17 protein-coding genes and 6 pseudogenes are annotated in these 21,775 nt (G+C 36.5%); all 23 read left to right on the top strand.

Annotated features, from left to right (window positions below; genetic code table 11):
- Positions 1–2,321: 2,321 nt before the first annotated feature.
- Entirely contained in the window at positions 2,322–2,672 is a 351-nt protein-coding gene (gene flhD, locus PH4a_RS00090; RefSeq protein WP_064720395.1) for a flagellar transcriptional regulator FlhD, read from the top strand.
- A gap of 2 nt (positions 2,673–2,674) precedes the next feature.
- Positions 2,675–3,256: a flagellar transcriptional regulator FlhC gene (gene flhC / locus PH4a_RS00085; protein WP_064720394.1), complete on the top strand. Its 582-nt coding sequence runs from the start codon at positions 2,675–2,677 to the stop codon at positions 3,254–3,256.
- Positions 3,257–3,390: 134 nt separating this feature from the next.
- Positions 3,391–4,284: a flagellar motor stator protein MotA gene (gene motA, locus PH4a_RS00080; protein WP_129036837.1), complete on the top strand. Its 894-nt coding sequence runs from the start codon at positions 3,391–3,393 to the stop codon at positions 4,282–4,284.
- A gap of 2 nt (positions 4,285–4,286) precedes the next feature.
- Positions 4,287–5,333, top strand: coding sequence for a flagellar motor protein MotB (gene motB, locus PH4a_RS00075; RefSeq protein ID WP_129036835.1), 1,047 nt, complete (start codon positions 4,287–4,289; stop codon positions 5,331–5,333).
- A gap of 34 nt (positions 5,334–5,367) precedes the next feature.
- Entirely contained in the window at positions 5,368–7,548 is a 2,181-nt protein-coding gene (cheA, locus tag PH4a_RS00070; protein WP_129036833.1) for a chemotaxis protein CheA, read from the top strand.
- A 21-nt stretch (positions 7,549–7,569) separates the two neighbouring features.
- Positions 7,570–8,070, top strand: coding sequence for a chemotaxis protein CheW (gene cheW, locus PH4a_RS00065; protein WP_064720389.1), 501 nt, complete (start codon positions 7,570–7,572; stop codon positions 8,068–8,070).
- A gap of 395 nt (positions 8,071–8,465) precedes the next feature.
- Positions 8,466–10,184 (top strand): methyl-accepting chemotaxis protein, encoded by a 1,719-nt coding sequence (locus PH4a_RS00060; protein WP_129036831.1) that lies wholly within the window; start codon positions 8,466–8,468, stop codon positions 10,182–10,184.
- Positions 10,185–10,243: 59 nt separating this feature from the next.
- A complete protein-coding gene (locus PH4a_RS00055; protein ID WP_129036829.1) occupies positions 10,244–11,890 on the top strand; it encodes a methyl-accepting chemotaxis protein in 1,647 nt (548 codons plus the stop codon).
- A gap of 6 nt (positions 11,891–11,896) precedes the next feature.
- Positions 11,897–12,787, top strand: a complete 891-nt coding sequence (gene cheR, locus PH4a_RS00050; RefSeq protein WP_129036828.1) for a protein-glutamate O-methyltransferase CheR — start codon at positions 11,897–11,899, stop codon at positions 12,785–12,787.
- Positions 12,780–13,831, top strand: a pseudogene (locus tag PH4a_RS00045) (protein-glutamate methylesterase/protein-glutamine glutaminase). The gene cheR and the pseudogene PH4a_RS00045 overlap by 8 nt, the downstream one beginning before the upstream one ends.
- Before the next feature lie 59 nt (positions 13,832–13,890).
- Positions 13,891–14,278: pseudogene (gene cheY / locus PH4a_RS00040) on the top strand (chemotaxis response regulator CheY).
- A 41-nt stretch (positions 14,279–14,319) separates the two neighbouring features.
- A pseudogene (cheZ, locus tag PH4a_RS00035) lies at positions 14,320–14,938 on the top strand (protein phosphatase CheZ).
- 405 nt (positions 14,939–15,343) lie between these two features.
- Positions 15,344–15,601 carry an EscU/YscU/HrcU family type III secretion system export apparatus switch protein gene (locus tag PH4a_RS18410; RefSeq protein WP_341868161.1) on the top strand — a complete coding sequence of 86 codons (258 nt, stop codon included), beginning with the start codon at positions 15,344–15,346 and terminating at the stop codon, positions 15,599–15,601.
- A pseudogene (locus tag PH4a_RS18200) lies at positions 15,598–16,208 on the top strand (EscU/YscU/HrcU family type III secretion system export apparatus switch protein). Before PH4a_RS18410 ends, PH4a_RS18200 begins: the two are co-directional and overlap by 4 nt.
- 449 nt (positions 16,209–16,657) lie before the next feature.
- On the top strand, positions 16,658–16,879 hold the full coding sequence (locus tag PH4a_RS18190; RefSeq protein WP_244212915.1) for a hypothetical protein: 222 nt from the start codon (positions 16,658–16,660) through the stop codon (positions 16,877–16,879).
- 8 nt (positions 16,880–16,887) lie between these two features.
- Positions 16,888–17,001: an FHIPEP family type III secretion protein gene (locus PH4a_RS18405; protein ID WP_279634836.1), complete on the top strand. Its 114-nt coding sequence runs from the start codon at positions 16,888–16,890 to the stop codon at positions 16,999–17,001.
- A pseudogene (locus PH4a_RS18400) lies at positions 16,994–17,242 on the top strand (FHIPEP family type III secretion protein). The gene PH4a_RS18405 and the pseudogene PH4a_RS18400 overlap by 8 nt, the downstream one beginning before the upstream one ends.
- The gene (locus PH4a_RS18395; protein WP_341868159.1) at positions 17,242–17,349 is read left to right on the top strand and encodes a hypothetical protein; all 108 of its coding nucleotides are present in this window, start codon (positions 17,242–17,244) and stop codon (positions 17,347–17,349) included. Before PH4a_RS18400 ends, PH4a_RS18395 begins: the two are co-directional and overlap by 1 nt.
- Before the next feature lie 97 nt (positions 17,350–17,446).
- Positions 17,447–18,550, top strand: a pseudogene (locus tag PH4a_RS00025) (FHIPEP family type III secretion protein).
- 268 nt (positions 18,551–18,818) lie between these two features.
- A complete protein-coding gene (locus PH4a_RS00020; protein WP_129036825.1) occupies positions 18,819–19,397 on the top strand; it encodes a two-partner secretion domain-containing protein in 579 nt (192 codons plus the stop codon).
- Between the two features lie 827 nt (positions 19,398–20,224).
- Entirely contained in the window at positions 20,225–20,701 is a 477-nt protein-coding gene (locus tag PH4a_RS00015) for a hypothetical protein (RefSeq protein ID WP_129036823.1), read from the top strand.
- Between the two features lie 80 nt (positions 20,702–20,781).
- Positions 20,782–21,237: a hypothetical protein gene (locus tag PH4a_RS00010; RefSeq protein WP_129036821.1), complete on the top strand. Its 456-nt coding sequence runs from the start codon at positions 20,782–20,784 to the stop codon at positions 21,235–21,237.
- A 107-nt stretch (positions 21,238–21,344) separates the two neighbouring features.
- Positions 21,345–21,482 (top strand): hypothetical protein, encoded by a 138-nt coding sequence (locus tag PH4a_RS18090; RefSeq protein ID WP_164971512.1) that lies wholly within the window; start codon positions 21,345–21,347, stop codon positions 21,480–21,482.
- Positions 21,483–21,775: the final 293 nt, after the last annotated feature.

Here is a 21,775-nt window from a genome sequence, read left to right as displayed (position 1 = left end):
TAAACTTAAAAACGTGAAAAAAATCTAAAAAAATAGAATTCGATGATAAAAATAAATCGTCGTGATTGCGTGATTGAAAACTGAAAAACAAGGAGTAATAAGGATAAAAGTTAAAGCGATACTTTACATCCGACGTATTCACTTGATGAATGATGTAATTTATTACAATAGATAAATACTGTAACAATATTTTGTAAATTAGCTACTTTACAAAAATCAAGGTGTCAAATTGTGACTAAATTCATGGTATGAATTATTGATGACTATAGTAATGAAATAAAGGATGTATAAATGTTAAAAATCACCGCTATCAAGGGCTTTATTGTAATTAACATTAATTATAACCACTATATTACTCATTTAAGGAGTGATTGACTTATATGATAATGGTGTAAAAGAAAAAAATATGAAGATATATATTTGAGGCTTTAAGGCTGATTCACTTCCTAATATAGTAATACCTTATTTATCAAAATTTGGGCACATTCTTCGTCAATTAGAAGACTTGCTAGCATAGGCACAAAAAGTACTGTGAAACACATTAAGATGTGGTAATCAAGGCTGATAGTTAAAGGTTGCTTGTGGCGCATTTAGAAGGCTTATAGACAAGAGGTCAAAAATTGCTGTTTTTTTGACCTTATCCTTTATAATGATAACTCAAATTTTTTATAATTCATCCTAGTTGCTATTAGAATGGTCAATAAGGTGTTATTTTGATCAAATTGTTTTCTTTTTGGTTTACTTTGACAAAGTTTAATTATACAGATGTAAACTCCTGCTTGGTGTAACTTATTTTAGCAAAAATTATTTTTTGATACTCATTAAGCTGGTGATATCTTAATAAAAAAGCACATATTCCATTTTAATATGGTGTAAATTAATCGCGTTAGAATAGATATCTTTAAATTTTTTTCTGTTTAATTGGAATGATTATTTCATATTTCTTTTTTACTTCTATAGATAAAGTGATTAGTTAATAAAAATAATAAAGATTATTTTTATAGATTTTTATTATTTTTACATTCTACTTAATAATTTTTATTCTTATGTTATAAAGCTATGTTTTTTTATTAATAAAGTTATTATATTTTATTAATTATGATTTTATTTATTATTGTAATGGTGTTTTGACTGAAATTTATAAATTATTTATTTTTTGTTTATATTTAACTTAAGCCAAATATTATATATTTAAGATGTTTTTTGTTAATTAAAATAATAAAGAACTAGTTTTATACTTTTATTTAAATTAGATATTTTTATTGAGAATAATAATGATGTTATCAAAATTAAAAACATGATGTGATTATAAAATAGACAGTGATTCATTAATAAATCTTATTTATATGATGATATTTTTTTCCAATGCTTAATTTATGTTCGATAAAACTCGAATTAAGAGTCCTGTAATTTTCGTGTTAAATTGTCACTTAAATAAATTAGATAAATTACTTTATTTCATAATGAAACCTTAATGAGATGATAATAAATATTCAATGATTAGCGGTGTAAGATGCATAACTAAGAATTTAATTTTATGTGACTTATACTACTAACTGAATTTAATATGAATCTATCATATTGAAAAATAATGTTATTTTACAGGTATAAAAGTGTCTAGAAAATGAGATAACCAGAAATAATTAGATGTGGGTGTTTTTTGCTCAAATTGTAAATAAAAAGTGATCATTTCTAAGGGTTTAAGTAAACAGTGAAAAAATAATATCTATAGAAATATTTATTAAATAACGATTGTCTGTTTAGACAAAGATGAGGAGGAGGTATTGCAATATATGTTACTGTGATCAAAAAAATCTATAATTGTAGTTTTGTCAAATTTTTGTGCTGTATTTTTAAGTTTATAAGTTTAATAGATCGTATAAAATAAAAAATTATCATTAATATTTTAATTTGGGTAGATTAGCTTATTAATTTACACAAAGTTTTATTAGCATTATCACTTGAATAGTTAATGAACTAATTCCATAATAATGATTATCTTTTTGTGATGTAACTCACATAGTATTTAAATTAGACTACTTTATCCGTTGAATAACTTAATCGTTAAGGAGTAAAGTTGTCGCGTTAGGATTATTCTTAACGCGCTATATTGGCGAGCATTTAAAGTTTCTTTTTAATTTAAATGTTTTTTTCGCTACTTTTGAAAATGACCGTAACTAAGTAATACAAGGTAGTGTTACTACGAGTCATGTTCATAAAATGGGGCCTGGAGATTCAATATACTTTTATATTAATTTCCTCGGGATCTTGCTTTAAGGAAGATCCTCTTTGTTCAATATAATCGGACGGGATGTAAAGAGATGAGTACGGTTGAATTGCTTAAGCATATTTATGACATAAATTTATCGTATTTGCTTTTGGCGCAAAGGTTAATTAACCAAGAAAAGGCTTCAGCAATGTTTCGGCTTGGTATTAGTGATTCTATGGCTGATGCGTTAAAAGAGTTGACATTGCCTCAATTGGTTAAGTTGGCTGAAACAAACCAACTAATCTGTAATTTCCGGTTTGAAGACAGCGAAACAATAGAACAACTCACTAAAGAGTCTAGAGTGGATGATTTGCAGCAAATCCATACTGGTATTCTTCTTTCCTCTAATTTGTTTCGTCAATTAGCGGAACAAGATACATCTGCAACAAAGAAACGGGCATAGCAATGAGTGAGAAAAGTATAGTCCGAGAGGCGAAAGATATTCGCTTAGCAATGGAATTAATCACCTTAGGTGCTCGCTTACAAATGCTTGAAAGCGAAACTCAGCTCAGTCGGGGGCGTTTAATTAAATTATACAAAGAATTAAGAGGGAGCCCCCCTCCAAAAGGAATGTTACCTTTTTCAACGGATTGGTTTATGACATGGGAACAAAATATCCATTCTTCAATGTTCTACAATGCCTACCGTTTTCTATTGAAAAACGGGGGATGTGTTGGTGTTGAAGCTGTCGTTAAAGCATATCGTCTATATCTAGAACAATGTCCACCAGACAAAAACGAAGAACCAATTTTAGCCTTAACAAGAGCATGGACATTAGTACGCTTTGTTGAAAGTGGTATGTTGCAACTTTCAGTTTGTACCAGATGTAATGGTTCATTTATTACACACGCACATCAGCCAGCCAGCAATTATGTTTGTAGTCTGTGCCAGCCACCTTCTCGCGCAATAAAAAAACGTAAACTTTCCGCCAATCCTGCCGATATTAACTTACAACTGTTGGATGGTCTTGAACAGTTTGCAATGTGATTCGAGATTGAAAGTTAAATACCAGGTTATAGAGTCAACTTTTCTATAACCTGAACCGCTTCTTCATCCCCTCCTATCTCTTGCTGCTATGTTCGCCATTCTCTCTATAACGAAATTAGCTAAAGGGATATCGCGTGTTAGTACTCTTAGGATATATCGTGGTTACTTGTGCTGTCCTCGGAGGGTATACCCTCGTCGGAGGAAGTTTAGGCGCATTATATCAACCCGCAGAGTTTTTAATCATTTTTGGTGCCGGCATCGGTGCTTTTATTGTAGGTAACAATGGTCGCGCTATCGTATCGACGGTAAAAATCTTACCTAAGTTACTGCGTAGCACAAACTACAATAAAGCGATGTATATGGATTTAATGGCACTCATGTTTCGTTTATTGTCCAAAGCACGCCAAAACGGCATGTTAGCGCTAGAGAGAGATATCGAAAATCCGCAACAAAGTGATATTTTTTCGCAGTATCCTCGCATCATGAAAGATGCCTATATTCTCAATTTTATTACCGACTATATGCGCTTAATGGTTACTGGGAATATGAACCCTTATGAAATCGAATCGTTGATGGATGAAGAAATTTCCACTTTCGAAGAAGAGAGTGAAGTTCCTGCTTCTGGCTTATCAACCATGGGCGATTCATTACCCGCATTTGGTATTGTTGCTGCGGTAATGGGGGTTGTAAATGCTTTAGGTGCAGCAGATAGACCCGCTGGTGAAATGGGTGCGCTAATTGGTCACGCGATGGTGGGTACTTTTCTAGGTATTTTATTAGCTTACGGATTTATTTCTCCGTTAGCATCACGGATCAGACAACGCTCTAGTCAACAAATGAAAATGATGGAGTGTATCAAAACAACCTTGTTATCTAGCATGAATGGATATGCACCACAGATAGCAGTTGAGTTTGGGCGTAAAACCCTCTTTCTGGCAGACAGACCTTCATTTATTGAATTGGAAGAACATGTACGTCAGGTACGGACACCGATGCAGGCAAATCCTGATGCAATGAAAGAAGAGTAACTATGAAGAGTAATTCACAGATAATCAGGGTTAAAAAGCGAGGGAGAAAACAGCATAACACTCATGGCGGCTCATGGAAGATAGCTTATGCTGACTTTATGACTGCAATGATGGCTTTCTTTCTGGTGATGTGGCTGCTTTCTATCGCCAGCCCACAAGAATTAACGCGTGTAGCAGAATATTTTCGTACACCACTAAAAGTCGCTATTGAAAAAGGGCGCTTTAGTGGAGATGCAACAAATCCTATTCCTGGTGGTGGTCGTGATCCTGTCTACAATGAAGGTGATATTTTGCCAAAAGGGCAGGAAGATAAACAGCTCAATGAAAAACAACAGTTTCGTCGTTTAAAAGATAATTTAGAGCAAGTCATTTTAAATGATCCTCGCTTAAAAGATCTTAAACCACATTTGCTGATCGATATGATGGATGAAGGATTACGTATTCAGATTATTGATAAAGAAAGCCGCCCAATGTTTAGGGTGGGCAGTGCCATAGTTGCGCCTTATATGAAGGATATTCTAACTGCTATTGCACCCATTCTTAATGATACGCCTTATAAAATAAGTCTATCAGGTCATACCGATGATATTCCTTATGCCAGTGGTGCAATGAAATACAGCAACTGGGAATTATCGACAGATCGTGCAAATGCCTCTCGCCGAGAACTTATTGGTGCAGGTCTAAACGAATGGAAAATTTTACGAGTTGTTGGAATGGCATCAACAGTTCATTTAGTCAAAGAGGATGGTTTTGCTCCTGCAAACCGACGGATAACAATCATTGTGTTAACTAAGCAGGCAGAACAAAAAATTATACATGAGAATGAGCGGGTTGCACCGACAGTAAAAGAGGCATCAGAAGTTGAGCCTCTACTTTCAGGGCAAGAAACCCCACAAGAAAAAGCAGGAAACACACAGACACAACCGTCTGTGTCTTCCGCATCTGAGCTTCCCGAATCAAAAAAGGAAAATGTTGAAACAGGAGTTTCTGGGGAAAGTTTGCCATCACAATCGACAAATATTACGACAAGACAGGGTGCAAGCTCTTAATTGTTAGTAATCGCGTAAAGGTGAATGAGTAACGATGGATATTACTGAGTTTTATCAAACATTTTTTGATGAAGCAGATGAGTTGTTAGCTGATATGGAGCAGCATCTTCTATTACTTGATCCGCAAAACCCGGATCAAGAACAGATGAATGCTATTTTCCGCAGTGCGCACTCCATAAAAGGAGGGGCCGCAACATTTGGCTTCGTTAAACTTCAGCAGACCACTCATGTGCTTGAAAACTTGCTCGACAGTGCAAGACGCCATGAGATGGCGCTCACCGACGACATTATTAACCTGTTTCTGGAAGCGAAAGATATTATGCAACAGCAATTGGATGCACATAAAAACTCACAAGAACCGGATGAGGAAACATTTAACTATATTTGTGAGAAGTTGCGTCAGTTGGCTCTCGATGTAAAAGATGAACAATCAGCACCGACAGTAGAAGTGGTCGCTGAGGCAACATCTTCAGCCGTAGATGCCCCACCTCTTAACAGTTCTGCTCAATCATCAGAAGTTGATAATGTACAAACTGAAGAAGTTGAGACTAAATCTCAACGCGCAGCGGATGGTCACTTTTACCATCACATTATTTTATCTGACCTTAAAGAGACAGATATTGATTTAATGCTAGATGAATTAAAACATCTTGGTGAAGTCAGCCAAGCTGAAAAACAGCATCATGGCCTTGAAGCAATATTAAAAACAACAGCGACAGAAGAAGATATTAGTGCTGTTCTTTGTTTCGTCATTGAGCCAGAACAGATCTCATTTGGTAAATCAGCATCGCAAGAGAACACGAGCAATAATCATCAAGAAGCCTCTGAAGTAAAAAAAGAAGCTAATGAAATTGCTGCTGCGGATAGTGTAAAAGAAAAAAGTGCTGATTTAGCAGAGGTTGCACAATCTCCAACACCTGAAATAAAAGAGCCTACTAGCCCAGCACCTGCCGCTACACCATCTGCTCCCGCAAGAAGACCGACAGCTGCTGCGACACCGAAAACAGAATCTACCAGTATTCGAGTTGCGGTAGAAAAAGTGGATCAGTTAATCAACTTAGTTGGTGAGCTGGTTATTACACAATCTATGTTGGCGCAACATAGTGATACGCTTGAGCCATCTATTTACAGCGATCTACTAAGTTGTATTGCTCAATTACAGCGTAATTCTAGAGATTTACAAGAATCGGTTATGTCGATTCGTATGATGCCGATGGAATATGTTTTTAGTCGTTTCCCCCGAGTTGTACGCGATGTAGCGGGTAAAATGAATAAAAAAGTTGAGCTAAATATGATTGGTAGCTCAACTGAACTCGATAAAAGTTTGATTGAAAAAATTATTGATCCACTGACTCATTTAGTACGCAATAGCTTAGATCATGGTATTGAAATGCCAGCAGATCGTGTTGCAGCTGGTAAACCTGAAGCGGGGCAGTTAACTCTGTCAGCAGAACATCAAGGTGGCAATATTTGTATTGAAGTGACTGATGATGGTGCTGGGTTAAATCGCGAACGTATTTTGAAAAAAGCGATGTCTTCAGGGCTTTCTGTTTCAGAAAACATGAGTAATGAAGACGTTGCAATGCTGATTTTTGCACCTGGTTTTTCTACCGCCGAAGTCGTTACTGATGTGTCTGGCCGTGGTGTGGGTATGGACGTTGTAAAACGAAATATCCAAGAAATGGGCGGTCAAATTCAAATTAGTTTTGAAGTTGGCAAAGGGACACGTATTCGTATTTTACTTCCGCTGACGTTAGCCATTTTAGATGGTATGTCTGTAAAAGTTCAGGATGAAGTCTTTATTTTACCACTGGGCACGGTTGTCAGCTCGTTACAACCTGAAGAGGATGATATTTATCCACTTGCGGGTGATGAAAAATTATTGCAAGTAAGGGGTGAATACTTACCGCTTATTGAACTACATCGTACTTTTAATATTGAAGGTGCTCAAACTGATATTACGCAAGCTATTGCCGTAATAGTACAAAGCGCAGGACGTCGCTATGCATTATTAGTTGATAAATTAGTTGGCCAGCATCAGGTTGTGGTTAAAAATATAGAAAGTAATTACCGAAAAGTTCCGGGTATTTCTGCGGCAACAATTATGGGTGATGGCAGTGTTGCTTTAATTCTTGATGTGCCAGAATTACAACGTTTAAGTCATACACAAATGACAAAAAAGAAAAAGAATACAACTGCAAGTGCAGTTATTTAATAGTGAGGATAAAATAAGATTATGGCTTCGGAACATTTCGAGAAATTATCCGGTGAAACTGTTGGACAAGGATTTCTAATTTTTACGCTGGGCGATGAAGAATACGGAATTGATATTTTAAAAGTACAAGAAATTCGTGGATATGATCAAGTTACTCGTATTGCTAATGCACCAAGCTTTATTAAAGGGGTAACTAACTTACGGGGTGTAATTGTTCCGATAGTTGATCTACGTATTAAATTTTCACAAGAAAATGTGACTTATAATGACAATACTGTTGTTATTGTGGTTAACTTATTAAACCGTGTTGTGGGTATTGTTGTGGATGGCGTTTCTGATGTTCTTACGCTAAAACCAGAGCAAATCTGCCCTGCGCCAGAGTTTGCAGTTACAATGTCAACCGAATACTTAACAGGACTTGGCACTTTAGATGAAAGAATGTTGATTCTGGTTGATATTGAAAAATTACTCAATAGCGAAGAAATGGAATTAGTTGATAGCGCAACAATCCAAGCTAAATAAATTTTATTTTTTAAAAATATATTTATTCTAACACTGTTCCGGTAGCTTTACCGGAATAGCTATTTTTATATTTTATATTTTTTTATTAAATATAAATGAAAATTTCACTTAATTTAAACTTAAGCGAAATTAGGGATTAAAAAATAAATTTATAATTTCATTTAAGTTTTGTTTCTTTAGTTTATTAAATTAAGATCACCAATCAATTACCTGTAGTATTATTATTTTTACAAATATAACTATAAAGTTTTTTATGCTAATCATTTTAATATTGAACAATATTAACACCGTTTACTAATAGAGTAAAAACGGCATTAAGGCGAATGAAAACCTATAAAGTTTCTCTTAAGTCTGCCGATAACTTGCTCATACCATTTATTATAAAAAGGGAAACTATGTTTAGCCGAATGAAAATAGTGACTGGATTATTATCCATTCTTCTGTTGTTTGGTGTTTTGCAATTTATATCCGGGGGTGTTTTCTACTCAAATATAGTAGAGACAAGAAGTGACCTTGATAAAACACTAACGATACAAGAGCAACGTGAGCGCCTAGATGAAATCTGGGCTAACTTACTACAAGCGCGTAATAATATTAATCGTGCCGCGATTAGCTATCTATTACAAGATAGAGAGATGAAAGTTGACGAATCATTATCAACCGATTATCTCACAGGTCTTGCACGTAAAAACATGGCGCGTGCTGATGAGAAATTCAAAGAATTTGAAAAGAACGTTACGGCTTTTGCCGTTCATTCAGAAGATGATGTTCGTGCCTTAAAGGGACGTTTTATTGAATATTTCTCAGCATTAAATCAGCTGGAAATTCTCCTTCAAGATAAAAACTTGAAGGATTTTTTTGAACAACCCACTACGACTTATCAAGATGGATTCTATAAAGAATACCTCTCTTATGTAATGCGTAATGAGAAATTTAATGAAGAATTAAATCTGGCATTAGAAGCCTCTCATCAACGTACAGTCGCGACCATGATTGCATTAGCCGTTATCGTCATTACTGCATTAATTCTATGCTGGTTTGCGCTGCGTAATGCATTGATTAGACCGCTAAATGCACTTTTATTAAGTATTAAAACCTTCTCAGAAGGTGATTTACGTCCAAATATTGAAGTGAAAGGACGTAACGAGATGAGCATGTTAGCCAGCGGATTGAAACACATGCAACAAGAGCTCATCCATACCGTTCGCGGTGTTTATCAGAGTACAGAAAATATTTATAACAGCACTAGCGAAATTGCTGCGGGAAATAATGATTTATCTGCACGTACTGAAGAGCAGGTGGCATCACTGGAAGAAACTGCGGCAAGCATGGAACAGTTAACTGCGACAGTTAAACAGAACGCAGATAACGCTCGTCAAGCAAGTAATCTTGCGAATGATGCTTCAGATATCGCCCGCCAAGGCGGAAAAGTTGTTGCTAATGTGGTGCAAACAATGCACGACATAGCCGGAAGTTCTCAAAAAATCACCGATATCACAGCAGTGATTGATGGCATCGCATTCCAGACCAATATTTTGGCGTTGAATGCGGCTGTTGAAGCTGCAAGAGCTGGTGAGCATGGTCGCGGATTTGCCGTAGTTGCCGGCGAAGTTCGTAATCTTGCACAGAGAAGTGCAGAAGCTGCTAAAGAAATAAAAACACTGATTGAAGACTCTGTTAGTCGTACAGAAACTGGCTCTGTGCTAGTAGAAAGTGCGGGAGAAACCATGACACGCATTGTGGATTCAGTGACTCGTGTAACCGATATTATGGGGGAAATTGCCTCGGCATCGGATGAGCAAAGTCGAGGAATATCACAAGTTGGTCTTGCTGTATCTGAAATGGATCGTGTCACTCAGCAAAACGCCTCTTTAGTAGAACAATCTGCAGCCGCTGCTGCTGGTCTTGAAGATCAAGCAGTTGCATTAACCCGCTTAGTTTCAATCTTCAAATTACCGGGTCAACAAAGTCAGGAAGAAGTCGTATTGCAAGAAAAAAAGGAATTGGATGCAACCCCTGTAGTTAAAGCCGCTGCTCCACTTATAAAACCAGGAACCTCAGAAAAGAAAAAGAGCAGCAGTGTTGAAGATCCCGCTAACTGGGAAACTTTCTAACAACAACAAGTGGCTGACAAGCGGTGGCAATTTACCACCGCTTTAAACGAGGTGAAGGCATGTTTAGGTTTCGCAAATTAAAGATATCCACCAGTCTATATATATTACTGATGATGTTTTGCGTTATGCAGGTGATTTCTAGTGGTATCTCACTGGGAATAGTGCATTTGAATAACAATCAGATCACCAGAATAGATTTAGATACTTCCAAGCGAGATGAATTAGGATTAAGTTGGGCATCTTTGATACAGACCCGCAATGCGATTAATCGTGTTGCTATCGCAATGAAAACTGAACAGTCAACGGATTATATTCAATCTATTGAATCAATAGCACTTTCACGCTTGGAAACGGCGAATACTCATTTTCAAACTTTCCTCGCTGATATTAATAAAGAGGCGATACCTGAAGCAGAAAAAGAGATAGTTGATTCTGTAAAAAGTGATTATCAAGCGTTATATAGCGCATTAAAAGATTTACACCGAATGCTCAAAAGTGGTGACTTCCAAGGATATTTAGATCAACCGACAGAACGTTATCAAACAGCAATGGAAAATTCATTTAATACCTATATGAATTATGTACAAAACGAAATTACTGACTCTATTGAACAAGGACATCAATCTTATTCTATTGCTATTTTGATGTTTATCGGTGCAATAGCGATGGTTATTGTCGTGTCAATTGCTGCTCATCGCTGGCTAAGTTTTAATATCATTAAGCCTTTTGCAAGTTTAAGCCATTACTTCAATGATGTTGCTACAGGCAAATTAAATCGTGAAATCCTCGTTTTTACTGATGATGAAATTGGTGATGTGTTTCGCAAGCTTCGGGATATGCGAGGCAAACTTGCAGGCTCTATTCGTATTGTACGCGACAACAGTCATGCGATGCATTCTGGTATTCAGGAAATTTCTAGAGGAAATACGGATCTCTCTTCTCGCACCGAGCAACAAGCTGCTTCTTTAGAAGAAACGGCGGCTAGCATGGAGCAGTTAACAGCAACAGTTAAACAGAATGCGGATAACGCGTTGCAAGCGAGTAAGCTTGCGGAATCTGCATCTGAAACAGCAATACGTGGTGGTGAAATCACTCACAGTGTTGTTGAAACGATGGATGCGATTACACAAAGTTCTCAAAAGATAGGTGCTATTATCAGTGTGATTGATGGTATTGCGTTCCAAACCAATATATTGGCACTTAACGCGGCAGTGGAAGCTGCTCGTGCGGGTGAACAAGGGCGTGGATTCTCTGTTGTTGCAGGAGAGGTTCGTAACCTTGCCCAGCGTAGTGCTGATGCTGCTAAAGAAATTAAGTTATTGATTGATGAATCTGTTTTACGTGTCTCTCAAGGTTCTCAATTAGTCAATAATGCAGGGCAAACAATGGAGGAACTCGTCACATCAGTAAATAAAGTCACTGAGTTAATGGCAGAAATCGCCTCCGCTTCTGACGAACAAAGCAGAGGTATTCACCAAGTCGCTGATGCAGTCAGTCAGATGGATCAGGTGACACAGCAAAACGCTGCACTGGTGGAGCAATCAGCATCTGCTGCCGCAGCATTAGAAGATCAGGCTAATAACCTTGTTAATGCTGTATCGGCATTCGAGTTGCCTGAAACGGATGAGAACGAGTCTTCTCAATCCCTAGAAGGTAATGGGTTGAAAAAAGCAGATAAAAAATCATTTTTTAAAAAGACCCATTAAAAAATAATGAAACGTAATGTTACTGAAGTCTTATCAGATATCGCTGCTCAACCGTTAGACATATTTGCCCAACGGTTCATGTTGTCCGATGATCAGTTTCAATCCATATGCCAATTGATTTATCAAAAGGCAGGTATTGTACTGACTAACAACAAAAGGGAGATGGTCTATAACCGTCTCACTAGGAGGTTACGTGAATTACGGATGAATAACTTTGGTGACTATCTTGCGTTTCTTAAAAGTGATGTACGCAACCCTGAATGGCAAGAGTTTATTAATGCATTAACGACTAATCTCACTGCATTTTTCAGGGAAGCGCATCATTTTCCTATTTTGGCAAAACATGCCAGAAAAAGGGCAGGAGGAGTCTACCGAGTATGGTGTGCAGCTGCATCTACTGGAGAAGAGCCTTATTCAATAGCGATGACTTTACGCGATGTTTTTGGAAACAATCCCTATAAAACAAAAATTATTGCCAGCGATATCGATACGAATGTGTTGGATAAAGCCCGTAAAGGTGTTTACCGACAGGAAGAGCTTAAAACATTAAATGAGGAATATTTAAAAAAATATTTTCTCAAAGGTGTCGGCGATTTTGAAGGATACGTGAAAATTAGACAGCAAATCAGCGAGATGGTCTCTTTTCAGTATTTGAATCTACTCGAAAGGCAATGGAATTTAGAAGGTGGTTTTGATGCGATATTTTGTCGTAATGTGATGATTTATTTTGATAAAGCAACACAACAAAGTCTACTTAGCCGTTTTATTCCATTACTTAAGCCAGATGGAATGCTATTTGTTGGGCATTCTGAAAATGTAAGCCAGCTTAGCAAGGAATTCTACTTGCATGGGCATACCGTTTACGGGCTGACACCAGTAAGGAGAGGTTATGAATAAAATAACGGTACTCTGTGTTGATGATTCGGCATTAATGCGTCAAATCATGCGAGAAATAATCAATAGTCACAGTGATATGGAGGTCGTTGACTGTGCTCCAGATCCGATTGTTGCACGTGACTTGATAAAAAAGTACAACCCTCAGGTATTAACGTTAGACGTTGAAATGCCACGAATGGATGGTATTGATTTCTTGGAAAAACTGATGCGGTTAAGGCCAATGCCTGTAGTGATGGTTTCATCATTAACTGCAAAAGGTTCAGAGGTGACGCTAAAAGCATTAGAGCTGGGTGCAGTTGATTTTGTGACTAAACCACAATTGGGTCTGCGTGAAGGTATGCTGGCTTATAGTGAATTAATCGCAGAAAAAATTCGTGCAGCCGCTCAGGCTAGACTTAGTCGCCGTGAAGTAAAAGCTCCGCCTTCTAAGGCGATATCATTTACTCCAATGATATCAAGTGAAAAGTTGATTGCAGTGGGTGCTTCAACCGGTGGAACAGAGGCAATTCGTAACTTTTTAGACCATTACCTATTACGAGCCCTGCGGTATTAATTACCCAACATATGCCAGCAGGGTTTACACACTCATTTGCAGAACGACTTAATCGTTTATGCCAGATAAGTGTAAAAGAAGCAGAAGATGGCGAGCGCGTATTACCTGGTCACGCCTATATTGCACCAGGTGATTTCCATATGGAACTTCGTCGTAATGGTGCTAATTACCAGATCCATATTAATAAAGAACCCGCGGTGAATCGCCACCGTCCTTCAGTTGATGTGCTGTTTAGATCGGTTGCGAAATATGCAGGGCGTAATGCGATAGGCGTTATTTTAACAGGGATGGGAAGTGATGGCGCTGCAGGCTTATTAGAAATGCGTCGTGCAGGTAGCTACACCTTTGCACAAGATGAAGCGAGTTGCGTCGTCTTTGGCATGCCTCGTGCTGCGGTTGAACTGGGCGCAGTTGATGAGGTGAAAAGTATCAATGCAATGAGCAAAGCGGTATTGATGAAAATCAGTAGTACGCAATCATTGCGCATCTGATTTAGTTCAGTTTAAAAAGTAATACAGTCATTTGCCGATATATTTTGAAGGAGTTTTCAATGGCAAGTAAGGATCTGAAATTTTTAGTGGTTGATGATTTTTCAACAATGCGCCGCATAGTTCGTAATTTACTAAAGGAATTAGGTTTTACGAATGTAGATGAAGCAGAAGATGGTGCTGACGCGTTAGCTAAATTACGCAATTCGACTATCGACTTTGTTATCACAGACTGGAACATGCCAAATATGGATGGTCTAGAGCTGTTGAAAAATATTCGTAGTGATGCTGATTAGCGACAACACCTGTACTTATGGTGACCGCCGAAGCCAAAAAAGAAAACATTATTGCAGCAGCGCAAGCGGGTGCAAGTGATATGTTGTTAAACCTTTTACAGCAGCTATTCTCGAAGAAAAACTAAATAAAATTTTTGAAAAACTGGGCATCTAAGGAGTCACAATGAGTGGGAATCCAATTATGCCGAAAGATATATCGATAACACATCAGATATTATCAGCCGGATCGGACAATTGACGCGGATGTTACGCGACAGTTTGCGAGAATTAGGATTGGATAAGGCAATAGCCGAAGCAGCAGAGCCATCCCTGATGCCAGGGAAAGACTGGATTATGTTGCTCAAATGACCGCTCAGGCAGCTGAGCGTACATTGAATTGTGTTGAAGCTGCGCAACCGAAACAGGAAGCGCTAAAGTGCCGATGCAAGTAAGCTAACTGAACGCTGGAACCAATGGTTTGAGCAACCAGAAGAGCTAAAAGATGTACGCTCACTTGTTACAGATACCCGCAATTATTTGCGGGATATCCCTGAGTCGACGGCTTTTACAAACAGTCAATTGTTGGAAATCATGATGGCACAGGATTTCAGGATCTGACGGGTCAGGTAATTAACGCATGATGAGTGTGGTTCAAGAAATTGAAAAACAACTTGTGATGGTATTAATGGAGAACTTACCACCAGAGCAACTTGAGAAAAATGTGAAGAAAGAAACAGACTCTTTATTAAATGGTCCACAAGTGAATAAAAACAATGCTGGTGTGATCAAAAATCAAGATCAGGTTGATGATTTACTGGAAAGTATGGGTTTCTAATTTATTGATGAGTTGTAGGGCGATATGGATGTTATTAATATGCAGGATGCATTCGCTCTATACTCTGCAACTCTGCAACTCTGCACGTTTAGGATTGTTTACTTATGGATAAAAAACAACTCAATAAAACTTTAATAGAGCATTCTATTGAGGAAAATGTAAGCCGCTTTTTTAAGCGGCTTCTGAATTATCCCTTTAAGTTTTGCTTTACTTTTCTAGTGAATTGATAATTTATTTTTATTTGTACGATTTTTTGTGTGATCCGCATTATATTTTCCTTTCTTATGCCATAGCCTAAAAAGCCCCGTAAATTTGTGATTGTTCCACCCATCAATTTCCGCTTAATTTGTCATGCTTAGAGTCATTTCATTGATACTTTTAAACTCATTATCTAAATCGGACTGACTGTGGCTGAAGATAGCGATCTCGAAAAAAACAGAGGAACCCACACCCCATAAAAAGGAAAAAGCGAAAAAGGATGGACAGATTGTTCGTTCTAAAGAGCTTTCATCAGTCTTGATGATCTTAGGTGGTGTCAGTTTATTGTGGATGAGCGGTGGGTTTATTACTCATGGGCTACATGCCATGTTAACGGAAGGATTTACTTTTAATCATCACCTTATTGGTAATGAAAATTTACTCATTCCTCGTTTGGCAGCTTGATTAAACAAGCGGTCTTTGCGCTATCGCCTGTTTTCTTAGGGTTAGTTTTGGTTGCCATTGGTGGCTCAGCCCTATGGGTGGTATTAACTTTAGTAGTAAATCAATTAAATTTGATCCAAAAAAATGGAACCCTATTCTGGATTAAAACGTATTTTTCTATGAATGCGTTGGCAGAATTATTTAAAGCGATATTGAAATCACTGTTTGTTGGATTAGCCGCGTATATTTTCTTGTGGCACAACTGGAACGATATTCTTCATTTGATCACGCTTCCTCCATTAAGTGCATTAGCCAATGCTATGCAACTACTGATTTTTGCCGTGTATATTGCTGTATTGATGTTAATACCTATGGTTGCATTCGATATTATTTTCCAAATACGTAGTCATTTGAAAAAGTTACGCATGACTCGACAAGAATTAAAGATGAATTTAAGCAACAAGAAGGTGACCCTCAACTTAAAGCACGTATTCGTCAGCAACAACATGCGATGTCTCGCCGTAGAATGATGGCCGATGTACCTAAAGCTGATGTTATCGTCACCAACCCAACACACTACGCCGTTGCTTTGCAATATAACGATAAAATGACAGCACCAAAAGTATAGCTAAAGGTGCGGGAGTTATTGCGTTAAAAATCAAAGAAATTGGTGCAGAACATTAGAATTCCGCTGCTGGAAGCCCTCCGCTTGCCAGGGCATTATATCGTCACAGTGAGATTGGCCATGTTATACCCGCAACGCTTTATGCACGGTTGCTGAAGTATTGGCGTGGGTTTATCACTGAAACGATGGAAAACCGAAGGTGGTTTAAAACCTAAACAACCTATGAACTTGCCAGTGCCTCCCGCACTGGACTTTGCTGGAGAAGATAATCGTCATGGCTAATTGGCCTCATTACTCCGCTTGCCGGGAAATTGGAAAAGTTCTCAGTGGCAGATACTGGCAGGGCCAGTGCTTATCTTGATGATACTGTCAATGATGGTATTGCCATTGCCACCTTTTCTATTGGATCTATTATTTACCTTTAATATTGCACTCTCTATTATGTGCTGTTGGTGGCGATGTTCACTCGACGCACATTAGATTTTGCTGCTTTCCAACCATCTTATTATTTACAACGTTATTACGTTATCCCTAAACGTTGCTTCTACCGTATCATCTTAATGGATGGTCATACGGGTTCGGCTGCCGCAGGACGCGTTGTTGAAGCCTTTGGTCACTTCCTTGTTGTGGTAATTTTGCCATCGGTATTGTGGTGTTTATTATCCTTGTATTGATTAACTTTATGGTTATCACCAAGGGTGCGGGGCGTATTGCTGAAGTTGGTGCGCGTTTCGTGTTAGACGGAATGCCGGGTAAACAAATGGCAATGATGCGATTTAAACGCCGGCATTATTAACGAAGAAGAAGCGAAAATACGTCGGAAAGAAGTTTCTTTAGAATCAGATTTCTACGGTTCAATGGATGGTGCGAGTAAGTTCGTTCGTGGTGATGCTATCGCTGGTTGATGATCCTCGTCATCAACGTTGTGGGGGCTTAATTGTTGTGTTGCTCAACACAACATGCCACTAAACGATGCTGCAAGTACTTATACTCTATTAACCATTGGTGATGGACTGGTTGCCCAAATTCTGCATTAATCATTTCAACAGCGGCGGGTGTTATTGTTACGCGTGTTGCGACTGACGAAGACGTTGGTCAGCAAATGGTGACGCAGTTATTTATAACCCACGTGTATTATTGCTAACAGCCGCTGTATTAGGCTAATAGGTTTAGTACCAGGAATGCAAACTTTGTTTTCTTAGTCTTTACTGCGGGCACTGGCTGGGCTTGGTTGGTATATCTTGCGTCGTAACGCTAATCCCGAAGTACAACAACAAAAAGAGATGGAGCAAGTTGAAAAGCAAAGTCGTGTTGTTGAAGCGTCATGGGAAGATGTGCAATTAGAAGATCCACTGGCAATGGAAGTCGGTTATCGCTTAATTCCGATGGTAGATAGCAAGCAAAATGGCGAGTTGTTAGGCCGTATCAGTGGTATCCGTAAAAAGTTTGCCCAAGAAACTGGCTATTTACCGCCAGTCGTGCATATCCGCGACAACATGGAATTAAGGCCATCTGCCTATCGTATTTTAATGAAAGGGGTAAATTGGTCATGGTGAAGCGCATCCGGGGCGCTGGCTAGCGATTAATCCAGGAAATGCGGTAGGTTCACTAGAAGGTGATATTACTCAAGAGCCTGCTTTTGGCTTACTGCGGTATGGATTGATGACAGTTTAAGAGAGCAAGCACAAGTACAGGGTTATACTGTTGTTGCTGCAAGTACCGTGATTGCAACACACTTTAACCATGCACTGACCAAATATGCTTCTGAGCTGTTTGGCCGTCAAGAAGCACAAATGTTGTTTGATAGGGTAAGTAAAGAACTCCCTAAAATGACAGAAAACATGATCCCAGATATGCTTTCTCTTACGGTATTGCACAAGGTATTGCAGAATTTACTTTCTGAACAGGTACCAATTCGTGATATGAGAACCATATTAGAAGCATTAGCTGAGCACGCACCAGAACAAAAAGATCCGAGTGAATTAACGGCGGTTGTTCGTGTGGCATTACGTCGCGCTATTACTCAGCATTGGTTTGGTGATCAAGACGAAATTCAGGTTATTGGGTTAGATGCTGGCTTAGAGCGTTTATTATTACAAGCCATGCAAAGTGGTGGTGGATTAGAACCGGGGCTGGCTGAAAATATTGAACACCAAGCGGCTGATGCGGTGCGACATCAAGAGATGTCAGGCGGTGCACCAGTATTATTAGTTAATCATGCGCTGCGTTCATTATTATCACGTTTCTTACGTCGTAGCCTGCCACAATTAGCTGTGTTGTCGAATATGGAAGTTAGTGAAGGCCGCCGTATTCGTATGACGTCAATGATTGGTGGTAATCAGTAGTAAATCCTCCCAATAAATAGAATTAATTTTAAAGCCACTTAATTTAATTAAGTGGCTTTTTTCGCTGTAATATGCCATGTGATAGATACAAGTAGATGCGTTATTAATCAATATATTAATTCTATATTTAAATTATAAATATACAAATTTTTGAATATGTTTTATTTATAATATCTTGATTTAATTACTTCAATAATAATCCTCGCCCTTATCAATTTTAATTAAAAATAATTTAATATGACAAGAAATAGAATTATAACTTTTATTATTGCATCTACTCTTCAATCAACACCATTATTGTCAAGATCTTATTAAAAAAGATAAATATTTATCTAAAGGATTAGCTATTCATTATGATGGAAATAAGCCTATTATAGAAATAGAAAAAGCTAATATTCAAGGTGTTTCACATAATTATTATGAGAGTTTTAATATAGGGAAAGAGGGAGCATTACTTAAAGTTGGGGAACATAATTTTCCCACAACAGTGATTAGTGAAGTGACATCAAACAACGAAAGTGTATTAGCAGGTAAATTATCAGTAGAGGGTATGCCTGTTAATATGATAATTGCTAATCCTAACGGTATTACGTGTACAAATTGTGATTTTGATAATATAGCAAAGTTGACCTTAATAACAGGATTTACTAGTCGTGAAAAACCGATAGATTTTATGATAAATTTTATCTTGACGGATCAATCAAAAATCACTGTTAAAACTAAAAATAATATGATGTATAATGATGTTTCTATTATTTCTAATAATATTCTATTTAAAGGTAATGGAACTATTTATGCAAATAAAATGAAAATTATCAGTGATGAATTAATATATAGTTTTATATAATAAATAATAGAACTGTAGCTAAAGGTCGTTATCATGGTGCTACTTCCATTGAAAAAAATATTACTTTAAATATAAATAATTTTTCTGTTACATCAAATAAAGCGATTTTATTAATCGAGGTGTTATTAATACGGGATATTTTACGCTAACATCTAATGCAAAATTAAAAAACTTTAACGAAATAAATATAAAAGGAAGTCGTATATTACCTTTTTTAACCTTATTAGATATCAAAGAAAAATATGAAGTAAACATTAATTCTGGTTCAAGTATAAAGTCAACTATTTTCTCAAATAATAAAGGTTCAAGGTTTACTGTATATAAGACAAATTTAAATATTGACCTATCTAATGGTGATCTAATTAATAAAGGTTATCAAAGGTTTGAATATTCTAATGTTGATTTTAAATCCGGAAATTATATTCAGCATGAGGATGCTAATCTAGTTAATATTTTATCATCAGTAAGTTTGTCGGTTAATGATAATATTGATATTAATGGAAATATTTATGCTATTAATAATGATTATAATGATAGAATAAATATAAAAAAAGGAAATAAATCAATATTCACAATGTGAATAGAGATAAGGTTATTATTAAAAAATGATAATTTCATTAAGATAGAAGTGCTTATATAAGAGTGGTTAATAATAATGACGCTATGAAATATATCGTCATTATTTTTTATTTATTCTGGTTGTCTTTAAATAAATTTTAGTCCGATTTTTTAAAAACATTAATATTATTTGTGTTTTATTTTTAATATTATTATGGGGTCATTTTAATAAAACTAGCAACTTATTTTTAAATGTAGGATGCTAATTTATGATGTTAACAAAGAAAAAGTTTAATATATTCTCTATTGTTTTAATTGGACTAAGCACAAGTTCTTATGCGACTCAATCAAGTGTTTTACTCGCACCACAATCAGAACAAGGTGGTGATGCTTCTCCCACGCTGGAAGTTTATTATGATGTTTCTTCTCCGCTGAAAATATATCATGATGCTTCAGGTAATATAGTAAAAGAGCGGGTAGGAAAGCCCTCTATTATTATTAATCATACAAATAATGATGGAGTTTCTCACATTTATTATAATAAATTTAATGTGCCGGAGGTTGGACTAAAATTACATAACAAATCACAAGCAGATCTTATTATTAATGAGGTGGTTTCTAATGAGCCTTCTTTATTAAATGGAGAACTTTTTGTTGTCGGAAAAAAACGGATATTATTATTGCAAACCCAAATGGCATTTCTTGCTATGACTGCTCTTTTTCAGGGGCTAATAATATCAAACTGATTACAGGAAGTAGTCAGGAGGCGTTTTCAAAACAATTTGATTTATCTAATGCAGGTATTAATTTTAGTTTTGAAAAAAACTTGAAAAATATTAACGAATTTACGCTATTAAAACGTAATTTTAAAGATATTACTTCTAAAAGTATAAATATTATCTCTAATAAAATTGATATTAAAAAAGGTGATTTTAATGCTGAGCTAATTCGTTTTGATATAGGTTTAAATAAATATAAGGTAGGACCTGGAAACAATAATTATCTTAAAAAAAATCTTAAAAAAGATGATTACTCTCGCCTTAGTATCCATAAGGGAGCCGGTATTAATAGCCAATTTTTATTAATAAAATCGGCTGGAGGTGATGTAAATAATGAAGGTGAAATAAATACACGTACTTTGGTCTCTGAAACAGACATATTTATTAATGAAGGGATTTTAGATATTAATCATTATTCCAATATTTACGAACCTCGATATAACAGTAAAAACCTCTCTTTTATAAAACAAATGACTATTGGGGTTATGAAAACTCTGAATTAATATTATTATGCAGGCTTGTATATATAGATGCAAATTACAGTTTATATATTGATGGAAATACTGATCTAGTTAATAGCCAATTATTAATGAAAAGTAATGAAATTACAATGGCTAGTCTTAATTTATTGGATTCACTGGTTCGTATTAAATCTGACTATATAAGCATTGCTAAAGGAATTAATGGAACAGGGCAAGTAATTTTAGATGGAAAAGTTCATTTTTTAGACAAGGGTTACTTTTATTAAATGATATAAACTATAAAGCTCATATTGGTGAGGATGTGGTTTATTTTGATAGTGATGAGTAAGATTTAAAATAGTACTGAATTAAATCTTTATCTATATTTTAAATAAACGAAATCAATGCACTATTTTATAGTGCATTGATTTTATTGCTAAATATTAGCCAAATTCTAAACTTGGATTTTACGACCTGCCAATAGTGAACGCTGTGCTTGACCATCAGACCCATAAAGAGAAGGGCTGTGGTTCTTGTGCAAAAAACGGATAGCGTCACTATTGCGCGAGATATGTCGTTC

Origin of the sequence: Proteus hauseri (genome assembly GCF_004116975.1) — a bacterium.
Lineage (GTDB): Bacteria > Pseudomonadota > Gammaproteobacteria > Enterobacterales > Enterobacteriaceae > Proteus > Proteus hauseri.
Note: the sequence above shows the minus strand (reverse complement) of the source record. Positions and strands in the feature narration are given on the sequence as shown.